The following is a 20,391-nucleotide window of genomic DNA, read 5'->3' as shown; positions in this document are numbered from 1 at the left end:
AGGCCCCTCAGTCCCATTCCAGGCCGCCGCGCCGCCATACGTACGCGTACGCCACGAAGACGGTGAGCACGAAGAGCAGCATCTCCACGAGCCCGAAGACACCCAGGGCGTCGAAGGTGACGGCCCAGGGGTAGAGGAAGACGATCTCGATGTCGAAGACGATGAAGAGCATCGCCGTCAGGTAGTACTTGATCGGGAAGCGCCCGCCGCCGGCCGGCGTGGGGGTCGGCTCGATTCCGCACTCATAGGCCTCGAGCTTGGCGCGGTTGTAGCGCTTCGGCCCGATCAGCGTGGCCATGACCACGGAGAAGATCGCAAAGCCTGCTCCGAGGGCTCCCAGTACGAGGATGGGCGCATAAGCGTTCACCGCTCCTCGCTCCTCTCAGTCGGCACTGACTGCTGGCGATGGCGTCGGACCCGCGACCGCCCCACCGCGCCGCCCACCCCGTCCGTCCTGACGAAGATCGCGAACATGTGAAGCAGGTCACAAGCCCAACTGCCTCGCATCCTATGCCCGCCGCTCTGTGATCTGCGACACGGGGTATTACGCAAGCTTTGTGATCTCCACCACCTGACGAACGATCATGAAGTCGTATCAGCAGTGATCTTCATACGCGAAGCGTCAGAGTGATCACAAGAAGTGACATTTTCGCTCGTCACCGCAGGCCGCAGGGGGCGTCTCAATATCAAGAGGGTTCCCTTGCATGCAAATTGGAGCTGGACGGCGCCTCCTGATAGAGGTCCGCGTTCACACATCAGAGGGAGTCCGGCTCGCGCAGTGGACGTGTGCACACGTTCACGAGCGGAACCCGTCGCGCCGCTTGCGCGAGACACGGCCGCCCCGGTAACCGTTCCGTGACCTCCGCCACATTCGTCAGGTCCGGTTAAGAAGCGGGCTTGGCCAACGGTCGTCACCGATGGTAGGCAGCGGGCAATCCGGGCGTAACGACGAAAACCCATGATCACAGGCTTGATCACCTGCGTCCGCAATGTCCGTTACGGCGTCAATAAAGAACGGCGGAACAGGTATTTGGGGCACCCGTTGAACAACTGTGGCGCAGCACACGTTTCTTGAAGGTATGGAGGAGCCCCTGATACCGGTTGTACCCATGTCCCACACCGCTCACATACGCAGCCACCGGAAACCCCGCCGCAGCGCGTCGACGATCGCGATGCGGGCCGGAGTCGCCAGTGGTGTCCTCGGCACGCTGGCCGTCGCCACAGCAGCCGGCACGGCCAACGCCGCCGAGCCGGTGACACAGACGCTCGAACTGCCCGTGCTCACCGGCGACTTGGCCGCCCAGGTCGCACAGTCCGCCCAGGCCACGCAGCAGGCCGCGGCGAACTACCAGCTCCACGCCGAGCGTGACGCCGCCGCAGCGGCGGCCGCCAAGGAAGCCAAGAAGGACCTCGCGCACGCCAAGGCCGAGGCGAAGCAGAAGGCCGAGGCCGCCCGCAAGGCCGCCGCCGAGCGGGCCACGCGCGCCGCCGAGCGGACCACGCTCTCCGCCCCGGCGAGCAGCAACAGCGTCACCCACACCAGCAGCTCCACCGCGACCGGTTCGGCCGCGGCCGTCATCGCCTTCGCCAGGGCGCAGATCGGCGACGCCTACGTCTCCGGCGGCACCGGCCCCAACTCGTGGGACTGCTCGGGGCTGATGCAGACGGCCTTCAAGCAGGTCGGCATCGACCTGCCGCGCGTCTCGCAGGACCAGTCGACCGCCGGCACCCAGGTCTCCCTGGACAACCTGCAGCCGGGCGACATCCTGTACTGGGGCAGCGCGGGCAGCGCCTACCACGTGGCGGTGTACGTCGGCGACGGCATGTTCGTCGGCGCGCAGAACCCCTCCACCGGCGTCGTGGAGAAGCCGCTGTCCTACGACCCGCCGTCCGGCGCGGTCCGGGTGCTCTGACACCCACCCGGCGCTCCCGCGAGGGCGCCGCACGCACGCAAGGGCCGCAGCCGCTCGGGGGCAGCGGCCCTTCGGGCTGCCCCGGCGCGGCCCCACACGGCCCTCAGCGCACCCTGGGAGAGCCCGAACGGGCCCCTGCGGCCCGGGAGGTCGCCCGAGTCGACCCAGCCCGCCGGAGCCCGCACGGAAGGCTGCGCGTGCGATCCACGTGAGCGAGCGCCGCGCGGACGGCCGGGAGACCGGACGAGCGGCCGATCGGGTGAGCACGCGATCCAGCGGGCAGGCGATGCGGCGAGTAGGCGATCGAGCGGCCCCGAGCGAAGGCTGACGGAAGCCAAATAGGCGTCGCGCGCCGGGCATTCACCCCTTACCGGAGCACTGCGAGAGTGTCGGACATGTCGGACACCTCGTCAGCGCAGCGAACCGGGAGGACAGCCCGGCGGGAGGCCGACCCCTCGCACGCCGGGCCGTCCGGCGGCGGGAGGGCTCACCCGGCGGCGGGACTTAGCCGCCCGAACGGCGAATCGGGCGCCCCGACGGCGGATCGGGCGAACCGGAGCGAAGGCTGACGGAAGCCAAATAAGCGTCGCGCGCCGGGCATTAACCCCCTACCGGAGCACTGCGAGAGTGTCGGACATGTCGGACACCTCGTCAGCGCAGCGAACGGGGGGACAGCCCGGCGGGGGCGGAGTCCTCGGGTGCCCGGCCGCCCGTGGCGGGGCCGGGCCGGGCCGGGCCGCCCGGTGATGGATCGGGCGGCCGGGGTGTGGGGGCAGGCCTTGGGTCAGGCCTTGGGGGCTACCTTGCTCAGGCCGTTGATGATGCGGTCCATGGCGTCGCCGCCCGTGGGGTCGGTCAGGTTGGCGAGCATCTTCAGGGTGAACTTCATCAGCATCGGGTGGGTCAGGCCGCGCTGGGCCGCGATCTTCATGACCTTCGGGTTGCCGATGAGCTTCACGAACGCGCGGCCCAGCGTGTAGTAGCCGCCGTAGGTGTCCGCGAGGATCCGCGGGTAGCGCTGGAGGGCGAGTTCACGCTGGCCGGGGGTGGCGCGGGCGTGGGCCTGGACGATGACGTCGGCGGCGATCTGCCCCGATTCCATGGCGTATGCGATGCCTTCGCCGTTGAAGGGGTTCACCAGGCCGCCGGCGTCGCCGACCAGCAGCAGGCCCTTGGTGTAGTGCGGCTTGCGGTTGAAGGCCATCGGCAGGGCCGCCCCGCGGATCGGGCCGGTCATGTTTTCGGGGGTGTATCCCCAGTCCTCCGGCATGGACGCGCACCAGGCCTTGAGGACCTCGCGCCAGTCCAGCTCCTTGAAGGAGTCGGAGGTGTTGAGCACGCCCAGGCCGACGTTGGACGTCCCGTCGCCCATGCCGAAGATCCAGCCGTAGCCGGGCAGCAGCCGGTCCTCGCCCGGGCCGCGGCGGTCCCACAGCTCCAGCCAGGACTCCAGGTAGTCGTCCTCGTGGCGCGGGGAGGTGAAGTAGGTGCGGACCGCGACGCCCATCGGGCGGTCCTCGCGGCGGTGCAGGCCCATCGCCAGGGACAGGCGGGTGGAGTTTCCGTCGGCGGCCACCACGAGCGGGGCGCGGAAGGTGACTTCGCGCTTGTCCTCCCCCAGCTTGGCGTGCACGCCGGTGATGCGGCCGGTGCGGTCGTCGAGGATCGGGGCGCCGACGTTGCAGCGCTCGTAGAGGCGGGCGCCGGCCTTCTGGGCCTGCCGGGCGAGCTGCTCGTCGAAGTCGTCGCGCTTGCGGACGAGCCCGTAGTCGGGGAAGGAGGCGAGGTCGGGCCAGTCGAGTTGCAGCCGCACCCCGCCGCCGATGATCCTCAGGCCCTTGTTGCGCAGCCAGCCGGCTTCCTCGGAGATGTCGATGCCCATGGCCACGAGCTGCTTGGTGGCGCGCGGGGTGAGGCCGTCGCCGCAGACCTTCTCCCGCGGGAACTCGGTCTTCTCCAGCAGGAGCACGTCGAGGCCGGCCTTGGCGAGGTAGTAGGCGGTCGTGGAGCCGGCCGGTCCCGCGCCGACGACGATCACATCGGCGGTGGTCTCGGAGAAGGGCTCGGCGTGGGGCTCGTTCACGGCGGTCACGGCGGGATCTCCCCAAGTTCGGAATCTGCGTGCCGACCGGCACTGGACACGGGCAGTCTATTCAGCAGAATTGATCACCTGGCTGAAGGGCTGCCCCGTGAACCGAGCTCTGCCCGCAGTACGGCTGCGCGTTCCGACGGACGAGGACGCGGTCGCCTGGCACCGGGTCTTCGACGACCCGGAGGTCATGGAGTTCCACGGAGGCAGGTCCGCCGAGCTGTCGGTCTACGAGGAGCTCACCGCCCGCCAGCGCCGGCACGACGCCGAACGCGGCTTCTGCCTGTGGACGGTGCTGGACCGCGACGACCGGGTGGTCGGCTTCACCGGCGCCCAGCCGTGGCCCTGGGAGTGGGGCCCGCGGGGCGAGATCGAGATCGGATGGCGGCTCGGGCGGCCGCACTGGGGGCACGGGTATGTGACCGCGGCGGCGCGGATGGCCCTGGAGCGGGTTCGGGCGGCGGGGGCGCCGGGGGTGGTGGCGATGGTCGACGCGCGCAACGAGCGGTCGATCGCCGTCGCGCGGCGGCTGGGCATGCGGCTCGCGGAGGTCTTCACGACCCCCGAACCCGAGCGGGAGGGGCACTGCTACCGCCTCGCCCTGTGACGTTGAGTGGCCGTCGGCTACAGGACGACGCCTGACGCTTCCCGGCGGCCTGCGGGGCGGTCGCCCTTCCCGTACCGCTGGGACCAAAAGCGAGGGCGAGGGCGAGGGCGGCGGAGGCGCGGGCGTGCGGGAACCGCGCGTGCCGGGACCGGGCGGGAGCGGCCTCCGGCGCGAACCGGACCGTGTACAAGACCCCTTCGCGACGATCCCGCACTGACCCGGAGGGGACCCGGCCGGGAGGGGACCCGGCCGGGACCTGGAGAAGGCGGGGGCCGCCCGAGGGTCCCTGGGCGGGACCCGCTCGGGCCGCTCAGGCTTCCTTGAAGCCCCGGTGGAGGGTGACCACGCCGCCGGTCAGGTTGCGCCAGGCGACCTTCGACCAGCCGGCCTTGCGCAGATGCCCGGCGAGGGCGGGCTGGTCGGGCCAGGCGCGGATGGACTCGGCGAGGTAGACGTAGGCGTCGGGGTTGGAGGAGACCGCGCGGGCGACCGGCGGCAGGGCGCGCATCAGGTACTCGGTGTAGACGGTCCGGAAGGGCGCCCAGGCGGGGTGCGAGAACTCGCAGATGACGACCCGGCCGCCGGGCCTGGTCACCCGGTGCATCTCGCGCAGCGCGGCGTCGAAGTCCTGCACGTTGCGCAGGCCGAAGGAGATGGTGACGGCGTCGAAGGTGTCGTCCTTGAAGGGCAGCCTGGTCGCGTCCCCGGCCGTGAACGGCAGCCAGGTGTGCTTGCGCTTGCCGACCTGGAGCATCCCGAGCGAGAAGTCGCAGGGGACGACGTAGGCGCCGGTCCGGGCGAAGGGGAGCGACGAGGTGGCCGTGCCGGCCGCGAGGTCCAGGACCTTCTGCGCGGGCCGGGCGTCGACCGCCTTGGCGACCTCCTTGCGCCACCGGCGGTCCTGGCCGAGGGACAGCACGTCGTTGGTGACGTCGTACCGTTCCGCCACGCGGTCGAACATCGAGGCGACTTCGTTGGGCTGCTTGTTCAGGGAGGCGCGGGTCACCCGCCCATTGTGGCAGCCCGGCCCCCGGCGGCTCACGGCAGGAGCCTCGGTTCCTTCCGTGCCGCGACGTCCTCGACCCACCCGCACAGCAGCACGAAGACGCCGGTCAGCAGCCAGCCCACGCCGAACAGGAACCACTGACTGTCCAGCGGCAGGTACGTCTCGAACGCGGGGACGTCCCAGAACCGGTCGATCAGCGGCACGGCCAGGATCAGCGCGATCTCGTGCCACAGGTAGACCGTGACCGCGCGCGCGTTGAAGACGGTCACGATCCGGTCCGCCCGCCGGTGGCGGGCGAGCCCGGCGAAGTCGATGCCGAAGTACGTCTTCGCCCACATCAGCGGCAGGACGAAGCCGGCCGACCAGAAGGCCTGCGCGAGCGGGTTCTCGTCGAGGTCGTAGGTTCCGGCTCCGGCCCGGTGCGCGAAGGCGTACCAGCCGCCGAAGCCGAGCGCCGCCAGGGACGCCACGGCGACCGGGGCGGGCCTCATGCGCCGCAGGATCCCGTCGCGGTGTGCGAAGCCGAGCATCCAGCAGCACAGGTACGTCGACAGGTCCCACACCGCGGTGCCGACACGGCCGTCCGGGGCCGCCCGTAGGAAGGCCAGTACCAGGACGGGCGCGAGGGAGAGCGCCAGGACGGGCGCGGGGGCGAGCCGGAACAGGCGCAGCAGCAGCGGCGAGAGCAGGACGAACCAGAGGTAGGTCCGCAGGTACCACAGGATCTCCCAGGCCTGCTCGGCCCAGGCGTCGCCCGGCGGGTCGCCCAGCGGCACCACCCAGTAGACGATGTCCCAGCCCGGTATCCAGCCGTGCACCAGCATCGCCAGGACGACGAAGACGCCCCAGAACCAGAAGGGCGGCAGGAGCCGGCGCAGGCGGCCGCGCACCACCCCCACGGCCGGCCGCTCCAGGGACTTCGCCATGAGGGTTCCGGCCAGGGCGAACATGACCCCCATGGAGGGAAAGACCATGCCCGCCCAGGCCCAGCCGAAGGTGTGATAGGCGACGACCCTGATCAGGGCGAGGGCGCGCAGGGTGTCGAAGTAGCGGTCGCGCTGGGGGACCTGACTGTCAGGGGGCTGCGGCCGGCGGGCGTGCCGCCGGGCGGGCCGGGTGTCCTGCGCCTGCTGGTCCCGGCTCACCGGGTCGCTCCCGCCGGGGTGCCGACCTCGCCCGTGCGCTTCAGTTTCTGCCAGCGCAGCCGGCCGCCGGTGAGGGCGGTGACGCAGGAGTGGATGAGGACCAGGTACATCATCTGGCGGTAGGCCAGCTGCTGGAGCGGCATCATCAGCAGGTAGCGGTACTTCTCGCGGTCCAGGCGGAACGCGTAGGCGGCGCAGACCAGTTGGACGCCGAGGACGGCCAGCCAGGCCAGCAGGGACGCCCGGAAGTCGATGAAGATCATCGAGTAGGCGGTGAAGACGTCGATGAGGGGGGCGAAGAGCGGTGTGACGATCTGGAAGAGCACCACCAGCGGCATGCCCACCCGGCCGAAGCGGCCCGAGGGCCCCCGGTCCGTCAGGCACCCGCGGTGCTTCCACAACGCCTGCATCGTGCCGTAGGACCAGCGGTAGCGCTGGGACCAGAGCTGCTTCAGGGAGCCCGGCGCCTCCGTCCAGGCCCTGGCGTGTTCCTGGTAGACGACCCGCCGGCCCGCGCGGTGCATGGCGATGGTGATGTCGGTGTCCTCGGCGAGGGTGTCCTCGCTCATGCCGCCGGCCTCCAGCACGGCGTCACGGCGGAACGCCCCGATCGCGCCGGGGATGGTCGGCATGCAGCGCAGCAGGTCGTACATGCGGCGGTCGAGGTTGAAGCCCATCACGTACTCGATGTGCTGCCAGGCGCCGATGACCGTGTCGCGGTTGCCGACCTTCGCGTTGCCCGCGACCGCGCCGACCTCCGGGTCCGCGAAGGGCTGCACCAGCTGGTGCACGGCGTCCGGCTCGAAGACCGTGTCGCCGTCCATCATCACGACGATGTCGTGACGGGCGGCGCGGACGCCGTTGTTGAGGGCGGCGGGCTTGCCGGCGTTGTCCTGGCGGATGACGCGCACGTCGGTCATGCCGAGGGACCGCGCCGCCTCGCGGGCGATCTCGGACGTGCCGTCGGTCGAGCCGTCGTCCACGACGACGACCTCGATCGGGTGGGTGCTCCCCGCCAGCGACTTCAGGGTGTTGGCGATGCACTCCTTCTCGTTGTACGCCGGGACGATCACGCTCACCGGCCGGGTGACCTCGGCTCCCCAGGCGAACCGGCGTCTGTTGCGCTGCCGGAAGTGGCGACGGGCCAGGAGCAGCATCATCGCGAAGCGGCCCATGACGGCCACGCCGACGACCATCAGCCCCACGGACAGCGCCGGAACGGTCCACTCGGCGACGGCGACGGCGGCGACGAGGGCCTTGCCCTCGTACAGGGTGACGCCGCTGGCCCTGCGGTGGGCGGCCTGCAAGCCGCCCGCCCGCTGCCCCGCCGCCGTGCCCGGGGCGTCGCCGGCCGCGGTGTCCTGCTGCTGGAGTACCCCGCTGATGGTGGTGAACGTGTAGCCCGCGGCCTTCATCTTCTTGATGTAGGCGGGCAGGGCTTCGATCGTCTGCGAGCGTTCGCCGCCCGCGTCATGGAAGAGCACCGACGCGCCCTTGCCGTCGGCCGGAGTGGCCCACTGGACGATCTTCGAGACGCCCGGCCGCTTCCAGTCGTCGCTGTCGGTGTCGACGAAGACGCTGGTGTAGCCGTCCTCGCCGAGTTCCTTGTAGACCGGCCAGCTGTAGTCGTCGATGGCGTCGGTCTCGGAGGAGTACGGGGCGCGGAACAGCGTCGTCGTGATGCCGGCCGCTCCGGCCAACGCCAGCTGGGTCTGCGTCATCTCGCGCCGGACGCGGGCGGACGACTGGTAGGAGAGGTCGACGTGGGTGAAGGTGTGGATGCCCACCTCCTCGCCCTGCCGGACCATGTCCGCGACGATGTCCGGGTACCGCGAGACCATCGAGCCGACCAGGAAGAACGTGCCGGGCACGTCGTACTCGCGCAGGATCCGCAGCACCTGGGGGGTCCAGGTCGGGTTCGGGCCGTCGTCGAAGGTCAGCGCGATCGTCTTGTCCGGCACCGAGACGGTGGTGGCCCGGCCGCCCCGGAACGTCAGGACGGGGCCGCCGTCGAGGACCTCGTCGGGGACGTCGCCGGCACTGGCCCCGGTGCGCACGCGCTGGTCGCCGCCGACCTCGGCGCGCAGATAGCCGTCGAGGAGCATCACGCTGGTGAGCGCGAGCAGGAGCAGCAGGGCGAGGATGACGCGCGGCTTCTGCAGCGCGGCGGCCCTGCCCGCCGCCCGTTCGATGCGGGTCGGGGCGCGGCGGCGGCCACGGCCGCGGCCGCGGGAGGTGGTGGTCGTCATGGAAGTGGCGGTGCTCCGGTCAGTCGGCGACCGCGGCGGCGGTCGCGGTCGCGGCGGTCTCGGTCGTGATCGCGGCGGTCTCGGTCGCGGCCGGGCCGGGCGGCTCGCCGGTGGCGGCGCCCTCGGGCGGGGCGCCGGTGGGACGGGCGGGCGGGGTGCCGGCGCCGCCCTGCGGCCGGACGCCGCCGGGTCCCGAGTCCTGGGCGCCACGCCGGCCCCCGTCGCCGAACGGCAGCAGCGAGGACGGGGTCAGCGAGGTGCCCCAGCCCATGAACGCGGCGCCGAGGACGGTCGCGTAGGCGAGACAGCCCACGCCCAGCAGGAGGCCGATCCGGCGCAGCAGCTTCGATCGGCGTCCGGAGGTGTCGACGAACACGGGCCCCTCGGCGCAGGCGTCGTCACGTTTGCGGCCGCGACGGCTGCCGCGAGCGGCGGCACGGCTTTCGATGACAGGCTCGGATTGCATTCCCCGGATGTTAGGGAGCCTTTATGCGGTGCAAACTCTGTGCTGCTTGTGAAAGGCCGATGAGAAACGCCCGAACCTGTCCTCCGCCTGAGAGTCCGGGGGAAATCCCGCGCCCCGTCCATCCCCTACGTGAGGGGTGATTGCCCTTTTTCGTACGGTCAGTTGTCGCCTTTTGCTCGCTTGCGTCCATGAACCGACCGCGTGCCCGCTGTTCCCTCGCGGACCGCCCGCTTGTGAGACATTTCCCTTTCGGGAGCAGGCATTGTTCCCGGCGGGGACAGAATCCATGAGAGCGGGTGCGTACGCAATGAGGAGTTTCCTGATGCCGACGGCCGGGGTGGTCTGCCTGTTCGCCCTGGCCGTCACGGGATGCTCCGCGGAATCCGGCGCCACGTCGGACGCGGCGCCCCCGGCCGCCGGGCGGACCGGCGGCAGCGGTTCCGCCAGTCCCTCACCCGGCGACGGGTCCACGTCGCCGGCCACCGCCGCGGGCACCTCCTACGCGCCCTACGTGAGCGCGGCGGAGGCCTCGGACACCGACTCGGCCGGCTCGCCGACGGCGTACAACCTGGCGTTCGTCATCTCGCGCGGCAGCGCCTGCACCCCGACGTGGAACGGCGTGAACGCCATCGGCGACCCGGTCGTGACCTCCCGCGTCTCGAAGCTGACGAAGACGGGCGCCACGGCGCGCGTCTCCTTCGGCGGCGCCTCCGGCGCCGAGCTGGCGGCCTCCTGCGACAGCGTCTCCGCGCTGGCGAGGGCCTACGGCCAGGCGCTCGACGCGGCGGGCTCCGCCCAGGCCGACTTCGACGTCGAGGGCGACGAGCTGACCGACGCCGACTCGGTGGACCTGCGCTCCCGGGCGATCGCCGCGCTCCAGAAGGAACGCCCGGACCTGGAGGTCTCCTTCACGCTCCCGGTGATGCCGTCCGGACTGGACGCCGACGGCCTCGCGCTGCTGGCGTCCGCGAACAAGTACGACGTGCAGGTCGCCACCGTCAACCTCATGACGATGAACTACGGCGAGTCGTACGCCGCCGACATGGGCGGGTACGCGATCGCCTCGGCGACGGCGGCCCAGGCCCAGTTGCGGAAGGTGTTCGGCACGACGGACGCCGACGCGTGGAAGGGCATGGCGCTCACGTCGATGATCGGCACGAACGACGTCGCGGGCGAGACGTTCTCGCTGGCCGACGCGGCACAGGTACGGGCGTTCGCCGTGCGGAAGGGGATCTCCTGGGTCTCCATGTGGTCGACGTTCCGCGACCGGCAGTGCTCGGCGGCCGACTCGGCGAAGGACGACGCCCTGACGAACTGCAGCGGGGTGAAGCAGAGTCCGGGCGCGTTCGCGCAGGCGTTCTCGAAGTGACGCCCCGCCCGCGAAGCACCGCCGCCCGCAGTCCCGCAGCCCCACCGGATCGCCCGATCGCCGGATCGCCGGACAACCGGAGGCCCTACCGGCGTCTGTAGACGAGGCGGCCCTCCGCCACCGTGGCCACGCAGGTGCTCGCGCCGCGCTCCGCGAGTTCGGCCTCGTCCCGGACGTCGAACACCGCGAAGCGGGCCGAGGAGTGCCGCTCCCGCGGCCGGGCGAACTCCACCGGGAGCCCGGAGGCGTACGGGTCGAGCGAGGGCGTCCCACCGGGCCGGCCGATCCGTCCCGTGCCCGCCAGCGCGGAGCGGTTCAATGCCTCCCGCACCACGGGGTTGCGCAGTTCCTCGCAGGCCGCCCGGACCGTGCCGTGCGCCAGCATGCGCTGCACACCCCGCCGGACGCTCGCGTTCCAGCGGGCGTCGTCCATGACGAGCGCCGCCAGCGCGTCCCCGGTCACCGGTTCGACGCCCAGTTCGCCGGCCTCGCGCGGGTCCGGGTGGTACGCCTCCTCCAGCAGCTCGTTGCCGTGCAGGTTGATCAGGCCCGGCGTCAGGATGCCGGGCCACGTCCGCACCCGTGCGCCGGGGTGGGCGGCGAGGAGTTCGTCCCGCGACCCGGCGCCGGCGATCCAGGCGCCCTCGACGGCGAGCGCCCGGCCCCGGGAATCCTCGTGAACGGTCAGCATGCGGCGGCTAGTTGGACGCCAGCAGCTTCAGCTCGGGGTGGGCCGTGCCGCCCGCGATCGCCGTCGACGAGATGTGGGACATGACCCGCTCGTCGACCGGGTCGTTCGCCGGGTCGTCGTGGACGACGAGGTGCTCGTAGGTCGTCGCGCGCTGCGCCGGCACCCGGCCCGCCTTGCGGATCAGGTCGATGATCTCCATGCGGTTGGAGCGGTGCTTGGCGCCCGCCGAGGAGACGACGTTCTCCTCCAGCATGATCGAGCCGAGGTCGTCCGCGCCGTAGTGCAGGGAGAGCTGGCCGACCTCCTTGCCCGTCGTCAGCCAGGAGCCCTGGATGTGGCGGACGTTGTCGAGGAACAGGCGGGCGATCGCGATCATCCGCAGGTACTCGAAGAGGGTCGCCTGGGTGCGGCCCTTCAGGTGGTTGTTCTCGGGCTGGTACGTGTACGGGATGAAGGCCCGGAAGCCGCCCGTGCGGTCCTGGACGTCCCGGATCATCCGCAGGTGCTCGATGCGCTCGGCGTTGGTCTCGCCGGTGCCCATCAGCATCGTGGACGTCGACTCGACGCCCAGCCCGTGCGCGATCTCCATGATCTCCAGCCAGCGCTCGCCGGACTCCTTGAGCGGCGCGATGGCCTTGCGCGGACGCGCGGGGAGCAGTTCGGCGCCGGCGCCCGCGAACGAGTCCAGACCCGCCGCGTGGATCCGGGTGATGGCCTCCTCGACCGTCACCTTGGAGATCCGCGCCATGTGCTCGACCTCGGACGCGCCCAGCGAGTGGATCACCAGCTGGGGGAACGCCTCCTTGATGGCCGCGAAGTGCCTCTCGTAGTACTCGACGCCGTAGTCCGGGTGGTGGCCGCCCTGGAACATGATCTGGGTGCCGCCCAGTTCGACGGTCTCGGCGCAGCGGCGCAGGATGTCGTCGAGGTCGCGCGACCAGCCCTTGGCGGTGTCCTTGGGGGCCGCGTAGAAGGCGCAGAACTTGCACGCCGTGACGCACACGTTCGTGTAGTTGATGTTCCGCTCGATGATGTACGTGGCGATGTGCTCGGTTCCCGCGTACAGCCGGCGGCGCACGGCGTCGGCGGCGGCGCCGAGCGCGTGCAGGGGCGCGTCGCGGTAGAGGTCGAGCGCCTCCTCCGGAGTGATCCGCCCACCGGCGGCGGCACGGTCGAGGACGGACTGAAGGTCGGCCTTCTCGGTCACCGGGAGCGTCCCTTTCGTCAAGGGTTGTGGACAGACCCAAGCCAGCCTACGCCAGCCGTCCCGACGTCCCGACCTCAGGCCGCGTACGCCCCGATCAGCACGCCCGCGAGCGTCCCGGCGAGCATGAACGGCCCGAACGGGACCAGCGTCTTGCGCCCCGCCCGCCGCGCGACGACCAGCGCGCCCACGTACAGCGCGCCGGACAGGAACGCCGCGAACGTGCCCAGCACGACCGTGGACCAGCCGTACCAGCCGAGGACGGCGCCCGCCCCGAGGGCCAGCTTCACGTCGCCGAAGGCCATGCCGCCGGGGTTCACCAGGTGCAGGACCAGATAGGCCGCGCCGAGGGCGGGCGCGCCCAGCAGGGCCGTCGTCCAGTGACCGGCGTGCTCGGGCAGCAGCGCGGCGCAGCCCAGCAGGGCCGGGGCGGCGGCCGCGAGCGGGAGGGTGAGCGGGTCCGGCAGCCGGTGCACCCGCAGGTCGACGACGCCGAGCAGCACCCCGGCCGGCGCGAGCGCCAGCCACACGGCCAGTTCGGGCCGCACACCGGTGGCGAGGGCGAGCGCCGCGCACACGGCGGCGGTGACGACGGGCAGCAGGACGCCGCCGGGGGCGTATCCCGCCGGGGAACCCGGCTCGGCGCGTCGGGCGCACCGGGGGCACCGCGCCCGTCCGAGCCACCCGCGGACCGGGTGCCCGGCCGGGCACTGCGTGCGCCACGCGCCGTCCGCCTCCTCCCACGGCGTGGAGAAGCGGTAGGCCGCCCGGGGCAGCAGCGCGCCGGTGACGACGCCCCACAGCGCGGCGACGGCGGCCAGTGTCAGGTCGTCGGGTGGTGTGGTCATCGTCAGCGATCGTAGGGATCCGCGGGAGGAGACGGCCACGGGCTGCGGCCGGCTACGGGTCCACCCGTGACATGCGCGCCACCGGGTTGCCCTCGGCCGCGCTGTCCGAGGCGTACGTCAGGTCGTCGCCGGTGGGGGTGAGCCGGACGGTGTGGGCCGTCGGGTTGCAGCCGCCGTGGTTGCCCTTCGCGCCGACCGACGTGGCGACGACCCCTTCGCGCGTCACCTGCTTCAGCGTCAGCACGTCGAGGCAGACCCCGCCGAGCACGTCCGTCTGCCGCAGCTCGCCCAGCTTCTGGCCGACGCCGGCCTGTCGGACCGTCACCCGGAACGTGCCCATCGGGAGGGAGCCGCCGAGGCCGGCGCCCTGGCCCTCCCAGGTGCCGACGTAGCGGGCCGGGAGCGCGGCGGACGTCCCGCCGTCGGTGGGGTCCGGGGTGCGGGCGGCCGCCGGCGGGGAGGAGCGGGCGTCGCTGCCGGAGGCGGAGTCGTGGTCGCCGTCCCCGCCGTCGGGGCGCAGGTGGAACAGGAACGCCGAACCGACCGTCACCGCCGCCAGCGCTCCCGCGACGGCGAGCGCGACGGTGCAGCTCAGCCGTCGCCCGCGGCCGTCCTCGCCCGGCGTCGCGGCGGCGGCCACGGTGACGGACATCCGGCCGGGACGTCCGTCCCCGCCCGCCGTGGGCTCGGCGTCCCGCGGCTCGGGCACGCCGCCCGGCGCGCCGCCGGGAGCCGTGGACGTCCGGTCCATGACCGGCGGCGGCCCGAACTCCCCCAGCGCCGCCGGGAACCCGCCGCCCGCCGACGCCGAAGACCCGCCCCGCGTTCCGGAGTGGGTCTCCCCCACCGGCCCGGAGGACCCGGCCGGGGAACCGCCCGCGGACCTCACCGCCGGACTGCTGAACTCCACCGGACCGGACACGAACGGACCGGACGGACCGAACACGCCAGACGGACCGGACGTACCGGACGCCGACGGGTCGGCCCCCGCCGCCGTCCCGGCCCCAGCCCCCGCCGCCGTTCCCGCCCCGGCCCCCGCCGCCGTTCCCTCCAGGTTCAGGAGCTGGACGGCGCTGCGGCTCACCTGGGCGACCAGGGGGGCCGGCAGCCAGCCCGCGGCGACCAGGCGGGTCGCGCCCTCGGGCGCGAGGCGGGCGGAGAGTGCGCCGGGGGCCGGCCGTGCGGCCGGGTCCTTGTCGAGGCAGGCCTCGACCACGTCCCGCAGTTCGCCCCGGAGCGGGCCGTGCGGGGCTCCCAGCTCGGGCGGCTCGTGCACGACCCGGTAGAGGAGGGCGGCCGAGGAGTCGCCGGGGAACGGGGGCAGGCCGGTGGCCGCGAACGCCAGGACCGCACCGAGGGAGAAGACGTCGGCAGCCGCGGACGCGCCCCGGCCGAGGATCTGCTCCGGGGCCATGTAGCCGGGCGAGCCGACGGAGACGCCGGTCGAGGTGAGCGAGGCCGTGCCGTCGATCGCGCGGGCGATGCCGAAGTCGATGAGCAGCGGGCCGTCCACGGTCAGCAGCACGTTGGACGGTTTCACGTCCCGGTGCACCAGCCCCAGGGCGTGCACGGTCGCCAGCGCCTCCGCCAGACCGGCCCCCAGCACGCGCACGGAGTGTTCGGGCAGCGGCCCGCCGGAGGCTACCGCCGCCGCGAGGGAGGGGCCGGCCGCGTAGCCGGTGGCGACCCAGGGCACCGCGGCCTCCGGGTCGGCGTCCAGGACCGGCGCGGTCCACGCCCCGCCGACGCGCCGCGCGGCCTCCACCTCACGCCGGAAGCGGGCGCGGAACTCCTCGTCGAGCGCGAGGTGCGGGTGGACGATCTTGACGGCGACCGTGCGGCCGCCGGCGCTGCGACCGAGGTAGACGCGGCCCATCCCGCCGGAGCCCAGCCGGCCGAGCAGCCGGTAGGGGCCCACGGTCGCGGGTTCGTCGTCTCCGAGCGGCTGCATGGGCGTCCACCCCTCCCCCGTCAGGACCCGCGGGCCGCGTCGGCCGCGGCCCGCTGCCCGTGGCCGGATTCCGTGCGCACGGGCTGTGCAGCAGACTACGCAGAACGGGGCTGGAGCAGTTCCACCCTGACGTCCGCCGGGAAGCCGGTCGTCGGGCCGACGCGGCGGGCGAACTCGGTCACGGCCGCCAGCTGGGCCGGGCCGAAACGGAAGTCCAGGGTGGTGAAGTACTGCTCCAGGACCTGCTCGTCGAACTCCTCCCAGCGGGCCGCCTGCTCGGCGACCTTGCCGACCTCGTCCAGGGAGAGGTTGCGGGAGTCGAGGAAGGCCTGGTGGACCTGGCGGGTGATGACGGGCTCGCGCTCCAGGTACTCGCGCCGGGCCGCCCACACGGCGAAGACGAAGGGCAGGCCGGTCCACTCCTTCCAGAGCGCGCCGAGGTCGTGGACCTCCAGGCCGAACCGGGGGCCGTCGAGCAGGTTGGCCCGCAGGGCCGCGTCGCCGATGAGGACGGCCGCCTCGGCCTCCTGCATCATCAGGCTGAGGTCGGGCGGGCAGGTGTAGTAGTCGGGCTGGACGCCGAAACGATCCGCCAGCAGGAGCTGTGCCAGGCGCACGGAGGTGCGGGAGGTGGAGCCGAGGGCGACGCGCGCGCCGTCCAGCTCCTCCAGCGGGACCTGGCTGACGATCACGCAGGACATCACCGGGCCGTCGCAGCCCACGGCGATGTCGGGGAAGGCGACCAGGTCGTCGGCGTTCTTCAGGAACTCGACGAGGGTGACGGGCCCGATGTCCAGCTCGCCGCGCACCAGCCGCTCGCTGAGCTTCTCGGGGGTGTCCTTGGTCAGCTCGAAGTCGAGGAGGGTGCCGGTTCTCGCGAGCCCCCAGTAGAGGGGCAGGCAGTTGAGGAACTGGATGTGGCCGACGCGCGGCCGGGTGCGAGAATTGTCCACATCGCGAGGCTAGACCCCTTCGGTCGCTCCCGGGTCTTCGCCCCCTGGGTCAACCCCTTTCGGGGATCTTCAAACCTCCGGGTGACGTGATCTTGACCTCTATTGCATCCGGGTGCCTGCGTGCTAGGCTCGCCGCAAGTTGCAGTTTGGTTTCCCTTGCAGTACAGAGCCTGCGGAGCATGTAACCGCGGGCTCTCGTCGTTTTCAGACGTATGCAGTTGTGCGGCACTTGCTTTCACGCTTGCAGGGTTCTGGAGCAGGGCAACCCTTTGGGCCCAAGGAGGGCTTATGGCTACCGGAACCGTGAAGTGGTTCAACGCCGAAAAGGGCTTTGGCTTTATCGCCCAGGAAGGCGGCGGCCCCGACGTCTTCGTCCACTACTCCGCGATCAACGCGCAGGGTTTCCGTTCGCTCGAGGAGAACCAGCAGGTCTCCTTCGACGTGACGCAGGGCCCGAAGGGTCCGCAGGCGGAGAACGTCACTCCCGTCTGATCTCCACACCCTGAGATCGCAAGTCTCTGAGAGCAGTACCCAAGGAGCCCTGTGCCTGTCGGCACGGGGCTCCTGCCTTTCCCGCCACCCTCCCCGGCTGCCTTCCCGGCCGCCTTTGACCGGCTGCCGTTGTCGGCGGCGGGTCCTAGGCTCCCTGCCCATGACCGACACCCCAGCCTCTGGTCCCGCGCCGTCGCCCTCCGCGGCGTCCGTTCCCGCCTTCGTCACCGCCACCCGCGTCTTCTACGACGCCGTCGCCGAGGACTACGCCGCGCTCTTCCGCGAGGAACTCGTCTCCCGGCCGCTGGAGCGGGCCCTGCTCGCCGTGTACGCCGAGCTGGTGGGGGCCGGCGGGCGGGTGGCCGACCTGGGGTGCGGGCCCGGCCGGACCACGCGGCGGCTCGCCTCGCTCGGGCTCGACGTGTCCGGGCTGGACCTGTCCGCGGCCATGCTGGCGATCGCCCGGCGCGAGAACCCGGGGATCCCCTTCGAGCAGGGCTCGATGCTGAAGCTGGACTTTCCCGACGAGGCCCTCGCCGGGGTCGTCTCCTTCTACTCCACGATCCACACACCGGTGGACGAGCTGCCGGCCCTCTTCGCCGAGTTCCGCCGGGTCCTGGCCCCGGGCGGTCACCTCCTGCTGGCCTTCCAGGTGGGCGACGAGCCCCGCCGTCACGAGCAGCCGTGGGGCCGCCCGGTCACCCTCGACTTCGAGCGCCGCCGCCCGGAGCGGATGGAGGAGCTGCTGGCGGGGGCCGGTTTCGCGATGGTGTCGCGCACGGTGCGCGAGCCGGACGCCGCTCTCGCCGAGCAGGTCCCCCAGGCCTTCCTGATCGCCCGCAGGCCGGGCGTCTGACGGGGCCTTCGCCCGTCCGCCGGGCCTCGGCCGGTCACACCCCCAGCCCGGCGGGGGCCGGGCCCAGGGGGTCCGCTGTGAGGAGCGTGGGCGAGCGGAGGGCCGCCTCGTAGGCCGCGCGCGCGAAGACGAACGGGCCGACGGGCAGCTCGCCCCACTGCTCGCGCTCCGGCCGGCGGAACGCGGACCAGGTGACGGTGCGGGCGCTCGCCTCGACGTGCGCGGTCAGCTCCCCGCACCGCGGGATTCCGCAGGAGCAGCCGAGGACGGCGGTGCGGCCCGCCGTGCCGCGGAAGGGGTCCCCGGGCACGTCGAGGACGCCCAGGCCCTCGTGCTGACGCCAGATCAGTTCGGCCGACTCGCGCTCCTGGTCCTCGAACTGGTCCCGCAGTTCCGGCCGCCACAGCTCGCGCGTCGCCCAGGCCGTGCGGGCGCGCAGGTCGACGCCGTCGACGCGCAGCCCCCAGGCGAGCGACGGGCCGCCGTCCCAGGGGTAGTGGAAGAACTCGATGCCGTTCACGGACCGCATCCTTCCGGCCCCCGGCCCGCCGCGCACGGCGTCTGCCCGCCCTGCCCGCCCTGCCCGTCCTGCCCGTCCTGTCCGTCCTGCCCGTCCATCACCGCGGGTAGAGACTCTCCACGTGGTCGGCGAAGTCGCGCATGATCGTCTCGCGGCGCAGTTTCATCGAGGGGGTGAGGTGGCCGGCGTGCTCGGAGAAGTCGGTCGGCAGGACGGCGAAGCGGCGGATCGACTCGGGGCGGGAGACCAGCTTGTTGGCCTCGTCGACCGCGCGCTGGAGCACGGCCTTCAGTTCCTCGTCGTCGACGAGGAGTTCGGCGGGGACGGGGTGCTTGCCGTGCATCTGACGCCAGTGGGTGAGGCCGTCGGGGTCGAGGGTGAGCAAGGCGGTGACGTAGGGGCGGCCGTCGCCGAGGACCAGGGCCTGGGAGATCAGCGGGTGCGAGCGCAGCCAGTTCTCCAGGGGCGCGGGGGCGACGCTCTTGCCGCCGGCCGTGATGATCATCTCCTTCTTGCGGCCGGTGATCGTCAGGTAGCCCTCGTCGTCCAGCTCGCCGAGGTCGCCGGTGGCCAGCCAGCCGTCGGGGGCCGCGGGCACGACCCCGCCGGCCGACGGGTCCCAGTAGCCGCGCAGGACGTGCTCGCCCGCGACGAGGATCTCGCCGTCGGCCGCGATACGGATCCTGGTGCCGGGCAGCGGCCAGCCCACCGTGCCCAGACGCGGTTTCATCGGCGGGGTCACCGTGGTCGCGGCGGTCGTCTCGGTGAGGCCGTAGCCCTCGTAGATCTCGATGCCCGCGCCGAGGTAGAACGCGGAGAGGCGGCGGCCCAGCGGGGAGCCGCCGCAGATGGCGTGGCGCACGCGCCCGCCCATGGCGTTGCGGATGCGGCGGTAGACGAGCGGGTCGTAGAGGGCGCGGGCCGCGCGCAGGGTGGCCGCCGGGCCGGATCCGGTCCCGGTCTTGTGGGCCTCGACCGCTTCGCCGTAGCGGCGGGCCACGCCGGCCGCGCGGTCGAAGGACGCCACCCGGCCGCTCGCCTCCGCCTTGGCGCGGGCCGTGTTGAAGACCTTCTCCAGCATGTAGGGGATGGCCAGGAGGCAGGTGGGTCTGAAGGCCGCGAGGTCCGGCAGGAGGTCCTCGGACTTGATGCTGGGGGCGTGGCCGAGGCGGACGCGGGCCCGTACGCAGGCGATCGCGACCATCCGGCCGAAGACGTGGGACATGGGGAGGAAGAGCAGGACGGAGAGTTCGTCGTCCTTGGACCGGAAGACCGGGTAGAGGAGTTCGATCGCGTTGTCGACCTCGGCGAAGAAGTTGCCGTGGGTGAGCGCGCAGCCCTTGGGGCGGCCGGTGGTGCCGGAGGTGTAGATGAGGGTGGCGAGCGTGTCGGGGACGAGCATGCCCCGGCGGATCTCGACCTCGGCGTCCGGGACGCGCTCGCCCGCGTCGATCAGCCGGTCCACGTGGCCCTTGTCCATCACCCACAGGTGGTGCAGGTCGGGCAGCCGGTCGAGTTCGGGGCCCAGGGCGGCGGCCTGGCCGGCCGTCTCGGTGACCAGCGCGACCGCGCCGGAGTCCTGGAGGATCCAGCGGGTCTGGAACGTCGAGGACGTCGGGTAGATCGGGACGGTGACCAGGCCGGCCGCCCAGGCCGCGAAGTCGAGCAGCGTCCACTCGTAGGTGGTGCGGGCCATGATGGCGAGCCGGTCGCCGGGGACCAGCCCCTCCGCTATCAGTCCCCTGGCCACCGCGTGGACCTGGGCGGCGAAGCGTTCCGCCGTGATGTCCGTCCAGTCGCCGTCCGGCCCCTTGCGGCTGAGGACCACGGCGTCGGGGGCGGCGGCCGCGTTGTCGTAGGGGAGGTCGGCGAGCGAGCCGTAGGTCACCGGGCGCGCCAGGGCCGGGACGGAGGCCTCCCGCACCGCGCCGTCCAGCCGGCGGGTCTCGGGCGCGACGGGGACGGGGGGAGCGTCGTGGTCGGCGTGGGCCGGGCCGGCGACGGAGGAGGGGGTGGACACGGGCGGCTCCCT

The 20,391-nt window shown here is 72.5% G+C and carries 18 protein-coding genes and 1 pseudogene; 6 read left to right on the top strand and 13 right to left on the bottom strand.

Annotated elements, in window-relative coordinates; translation table 11 throughout:
- Window positions 1–7: 7 nt before the first annotated feature.
- Window positions 8–367 (bottom strand): NADH-quinone oxidoreductase subunit A, encoded by a 360-nt coding sequence (locus OG802_RS20710; protein ID WP_007383963.1) that lies wholly within the window; start codon window positions 365–367, stop codon window positions 8–10.
- Between the two features lie 742 nt (window positions 368–1,109).
- Between OG802_RS20710 and OG802_RS20705 the strand changes: the two genes are divergently transcribed.
- Window positions 1,110–1,913, top strand: coding sequence for a C40 family peptidase (locus OG802_RS20705; RefSeq protein ID WP_329412563.1), 804 nt, complete (start codon window positions 1,110–1,112; stop codon window positions 1,911–1,913).
- Window positions 1,914–2,697: 784 nt separating this feature from the next.
- Here OG802_RS20705 and OG802_RS20700 read toward each other — a convergent pair.
- A complete protein-coding gene (locus OG802_RS20700; protein ID WP_443055287.1) occupies window positions 2,698–4,005 on the bottom strand; it encodes a geranylgeranyl reductase family protein in 1,308 nt (435 codons plus the stop codon).
- Between the two features lie 97 nt (window positions 4,006–4,102).
- On the opposite strand from OG802_RS20700, the gene OG802_RS20695 reads away from it, so the two are divergent.
- Window positions 4,103–4,609, top strand: a complete 507-nt coding sequence (locus tag OG802_RS20695; protein WP_329412561.1) for a GNAT family N-acetyltransferase — start codon at window positions 4,103–4,105, stop codon at window positions 4,607–4,609.
- A 94-nt stretch (window positions 4,610–4,703) separates the two neighbouring features.
- A pseudogene (locus OG802_RS20690) lies at window positions 4,704–4,826 on the top strand (PASTA domain-containing protein); the annotation flags it as partial.
- 93 nt (window positions 4,827–4,919) lie between these two features.
- Here OG802_RS20690 and OG802_RS20685 read toward each other — a convergent pair.
- The 4 genes from OG802_RS20685 to OG802_RS20670 are packed head-to-tail and all read right to left on the bottom strand — an operon-like array spanning window position 4,920 to window position 9,475.
- A complete protein-coding gene (locus tag OG802_RS20685; protein WP_329412559.1) occupies window positions 4,920–5,615 on the bottom strand; it encodes a demethylmenaquinone methyltransferase in 696 nt (231 codons plus the stop codon).
- A 32-nt stretch (window positions 5,616–5,647) separates the two neighbouring features.
- Window positions 5,648–6,760 carry an acyltransferase family protein gene (locus OG802_RS20680; protein ID WP_329412557.1) on the bottom strand — a complete coding sequence of 371 codons (1,113 nt, stop codon included), beginning with the start codon at window positions 6,758–6,760 and terminating at the stop codon, window positions 5,648–5,650.
- Window positions 6,757–9,009 (bottom strand): bifunctional polysaccharide deacetylase/glycosyltransferase family 2 protein, encoded by a 2,253-nt coding sequence (locus OG802_RS20675; protein ID WP_329412555.1) that lies wholly within the window; start codon window positions 9,007–9,009, stop codon window positions 6,757–6,759. Before OG802_RS20675 ends, OG802_RS20680 begins: the two co-directional genes overlap by 4 nt.
- 19 nt (window positions 9,010–9,028) lie before the next feature.
- Window positions 9,029–9,475 carry a hypothetical protein gene (locus OG802_RS20670; protein ID WP_329412553.1) on the bottom strand — a complete coding sequence of 149 codons (447 nt, stop codon included), beginning with the start codon at window positions 9,473–9,475 and terminating at the stop codon, window positions 9,029–9,031.
- Window positions 9,476–9,782: 307 nt separating this feature from the next.
- On the opposite strand from OG802_RS20670, the gene OG802_RS20665 reads away from it, so the two are divergent.
- Window positions 9,783–10,844 (top strand): chitinase, encoded by a 1,062-nt coding sequence (locus tag OG802_RS20665; protein WP_329412552.1) that lies wholly within the window; start codon window positions 9,783–9,785, stop codon window positions 10,842–10,844.
- 85 nt (window positions 10,845–10,929) lie between these two features.
- Here the strand turns inward: OG802_RS20665 and OG802_RS20660 are convergent, their stop codons facing one another.
- From OG802_RS20660 to OG802_RS20640, 5 genes are all read right to left on the bottom strand, one after another.
- Window positions 10,930–11,535, bottom strand: coding sequence for a hypothetical protein (locus tag OG802_RS20660; protein ID WP_329412550.1), 606 nt, complete (start codon window positions 11,533–11,535; stop codon window positions 10,930–10,932).
- A 7-nt stretch (window positions 11,536–11,542) separates the two neighbouring features.
- Window positions 11,543–12,742, bottom strand: coding sequence for a cyclic dehypoxanthinyl futalosine synthase (gene mqnC / locus OG802_RS20655; RefSeq protein WP_329412548.1), 1,200 nt, complete (start codon window positions 12,740–12,742; stop codon window positions 11,543–11,545).
- Window positions 12,743–12,816: 74 nt separating this feature from the next.
- A complete protein-coding gene (locus tag OG802_RS20650; protein ID WP_329412546.1) occupies window positions 12,817–13,587 on the bottom strand; it encodes an A24 family peptidase in 771 nt (256 codons plus the stop codon).
- Between the two features lie 52 nt (window positions 13,588–13,639).
- Entirely contained in the window at window positions 13,640–15,538 is a 1,899-nt protein-coding gene (locus OG802_RS20645) for a serine/threonine-protein kinase (RefSeq protein ID WP_329412544.1), read from the bottom strand.
- A gap of 95 nt (window positions 15,539–15,633) precedes the next feature.
- Window positions 15,634–16,491 carry a menaquinone biosynthetic enzyme MqnA/MqnD family protein gene (locus OG802_RS20640; RefSeq protein WP_329412543.1) on the bottom strand — a complete coding sequence of 286 codons (858 nt, stop codon included), beginning with the start codon at window positions 16,489–16,491 and terminating at the stop codon, window positions 15,634–15,636.
- Between the two features lie 288 nt (window positions 16,492–16,779).
- On the opposite strand from OG802_RS20640, the gene OG802_RS20635 reads away from it, so the two are divergent.
- Both OG802_RS20635 and OG802_RS20630 read left to right on the top strand, forming a co-directional pair.
- On the top strand, window positions 16,780–16,983 hold the full coding sequence (locus OG802_RS20635; protein WP_003974443.1) for a cold-shock protein: 204 nt from the start codon (window positions 16,780–16,782) through the stop codon (window positions 16,981–16,983).
- Window positions 16,984–17,143: 160 nt separating this feature from the next.
- Window positions 17,144–17,839: a class I SAM-dependent methyltransferase gene (locus OG802_RS20630; protein WP_329412541.1), complete on the top strand. Its 696-nt coding sequence runs from the start codon at window positions 17,144–17,146 to the stop codon at window positions 17,837–17,839.
- A 34-nt stretch (window positions 17,840–17,873) separates the two neighbouring features.
- Here OG802_RS20630 and OG802_RS20625 read toward each other — a convergent pair whose 3' ends face one another.
- Both OG802_RS20625 and OG802_RS20620 read right to left on the bottom strand, forming a co-directional pair.
- Window positions 17,874–18,359, bottom strand: a complete 486-nt coding sequence (locus tag OG802_RS20625) for a hypothetical protein (protein WP_329412540.1) — start codon at window positions 18,357–18,359, stop codon at window positions 17,874–17,876.
- Between the two features lie 97 nt (window positions 18,360–18,456).
- On the bottom strand, window positions 18,457–20,379 hold the full coding sequence (locus tag OG802_RS20620; protein WP_329412538.1) for an AMP-dependent synthetase/ligase: 1,923 nt from the start codon (window positions 20,377–20,379) through the stop codon (window positions 18,457–18,459).
- Window positions 20,380–20,391 lie beyond the last annotated feature (12 nt).

This window comes from Streptomyces sp. NBC_00704, assembly GCF_036226605.1.
GTDB lineage: Bacteria > Actinomycetota > Actinomycetes > Streptomycetales > Streptomycetaceae > Streptomyces.
Note: the sequence above shows the minus strand (reverse complement) of the source record. Positions and strands in the feature narration are given on the sequence as shown.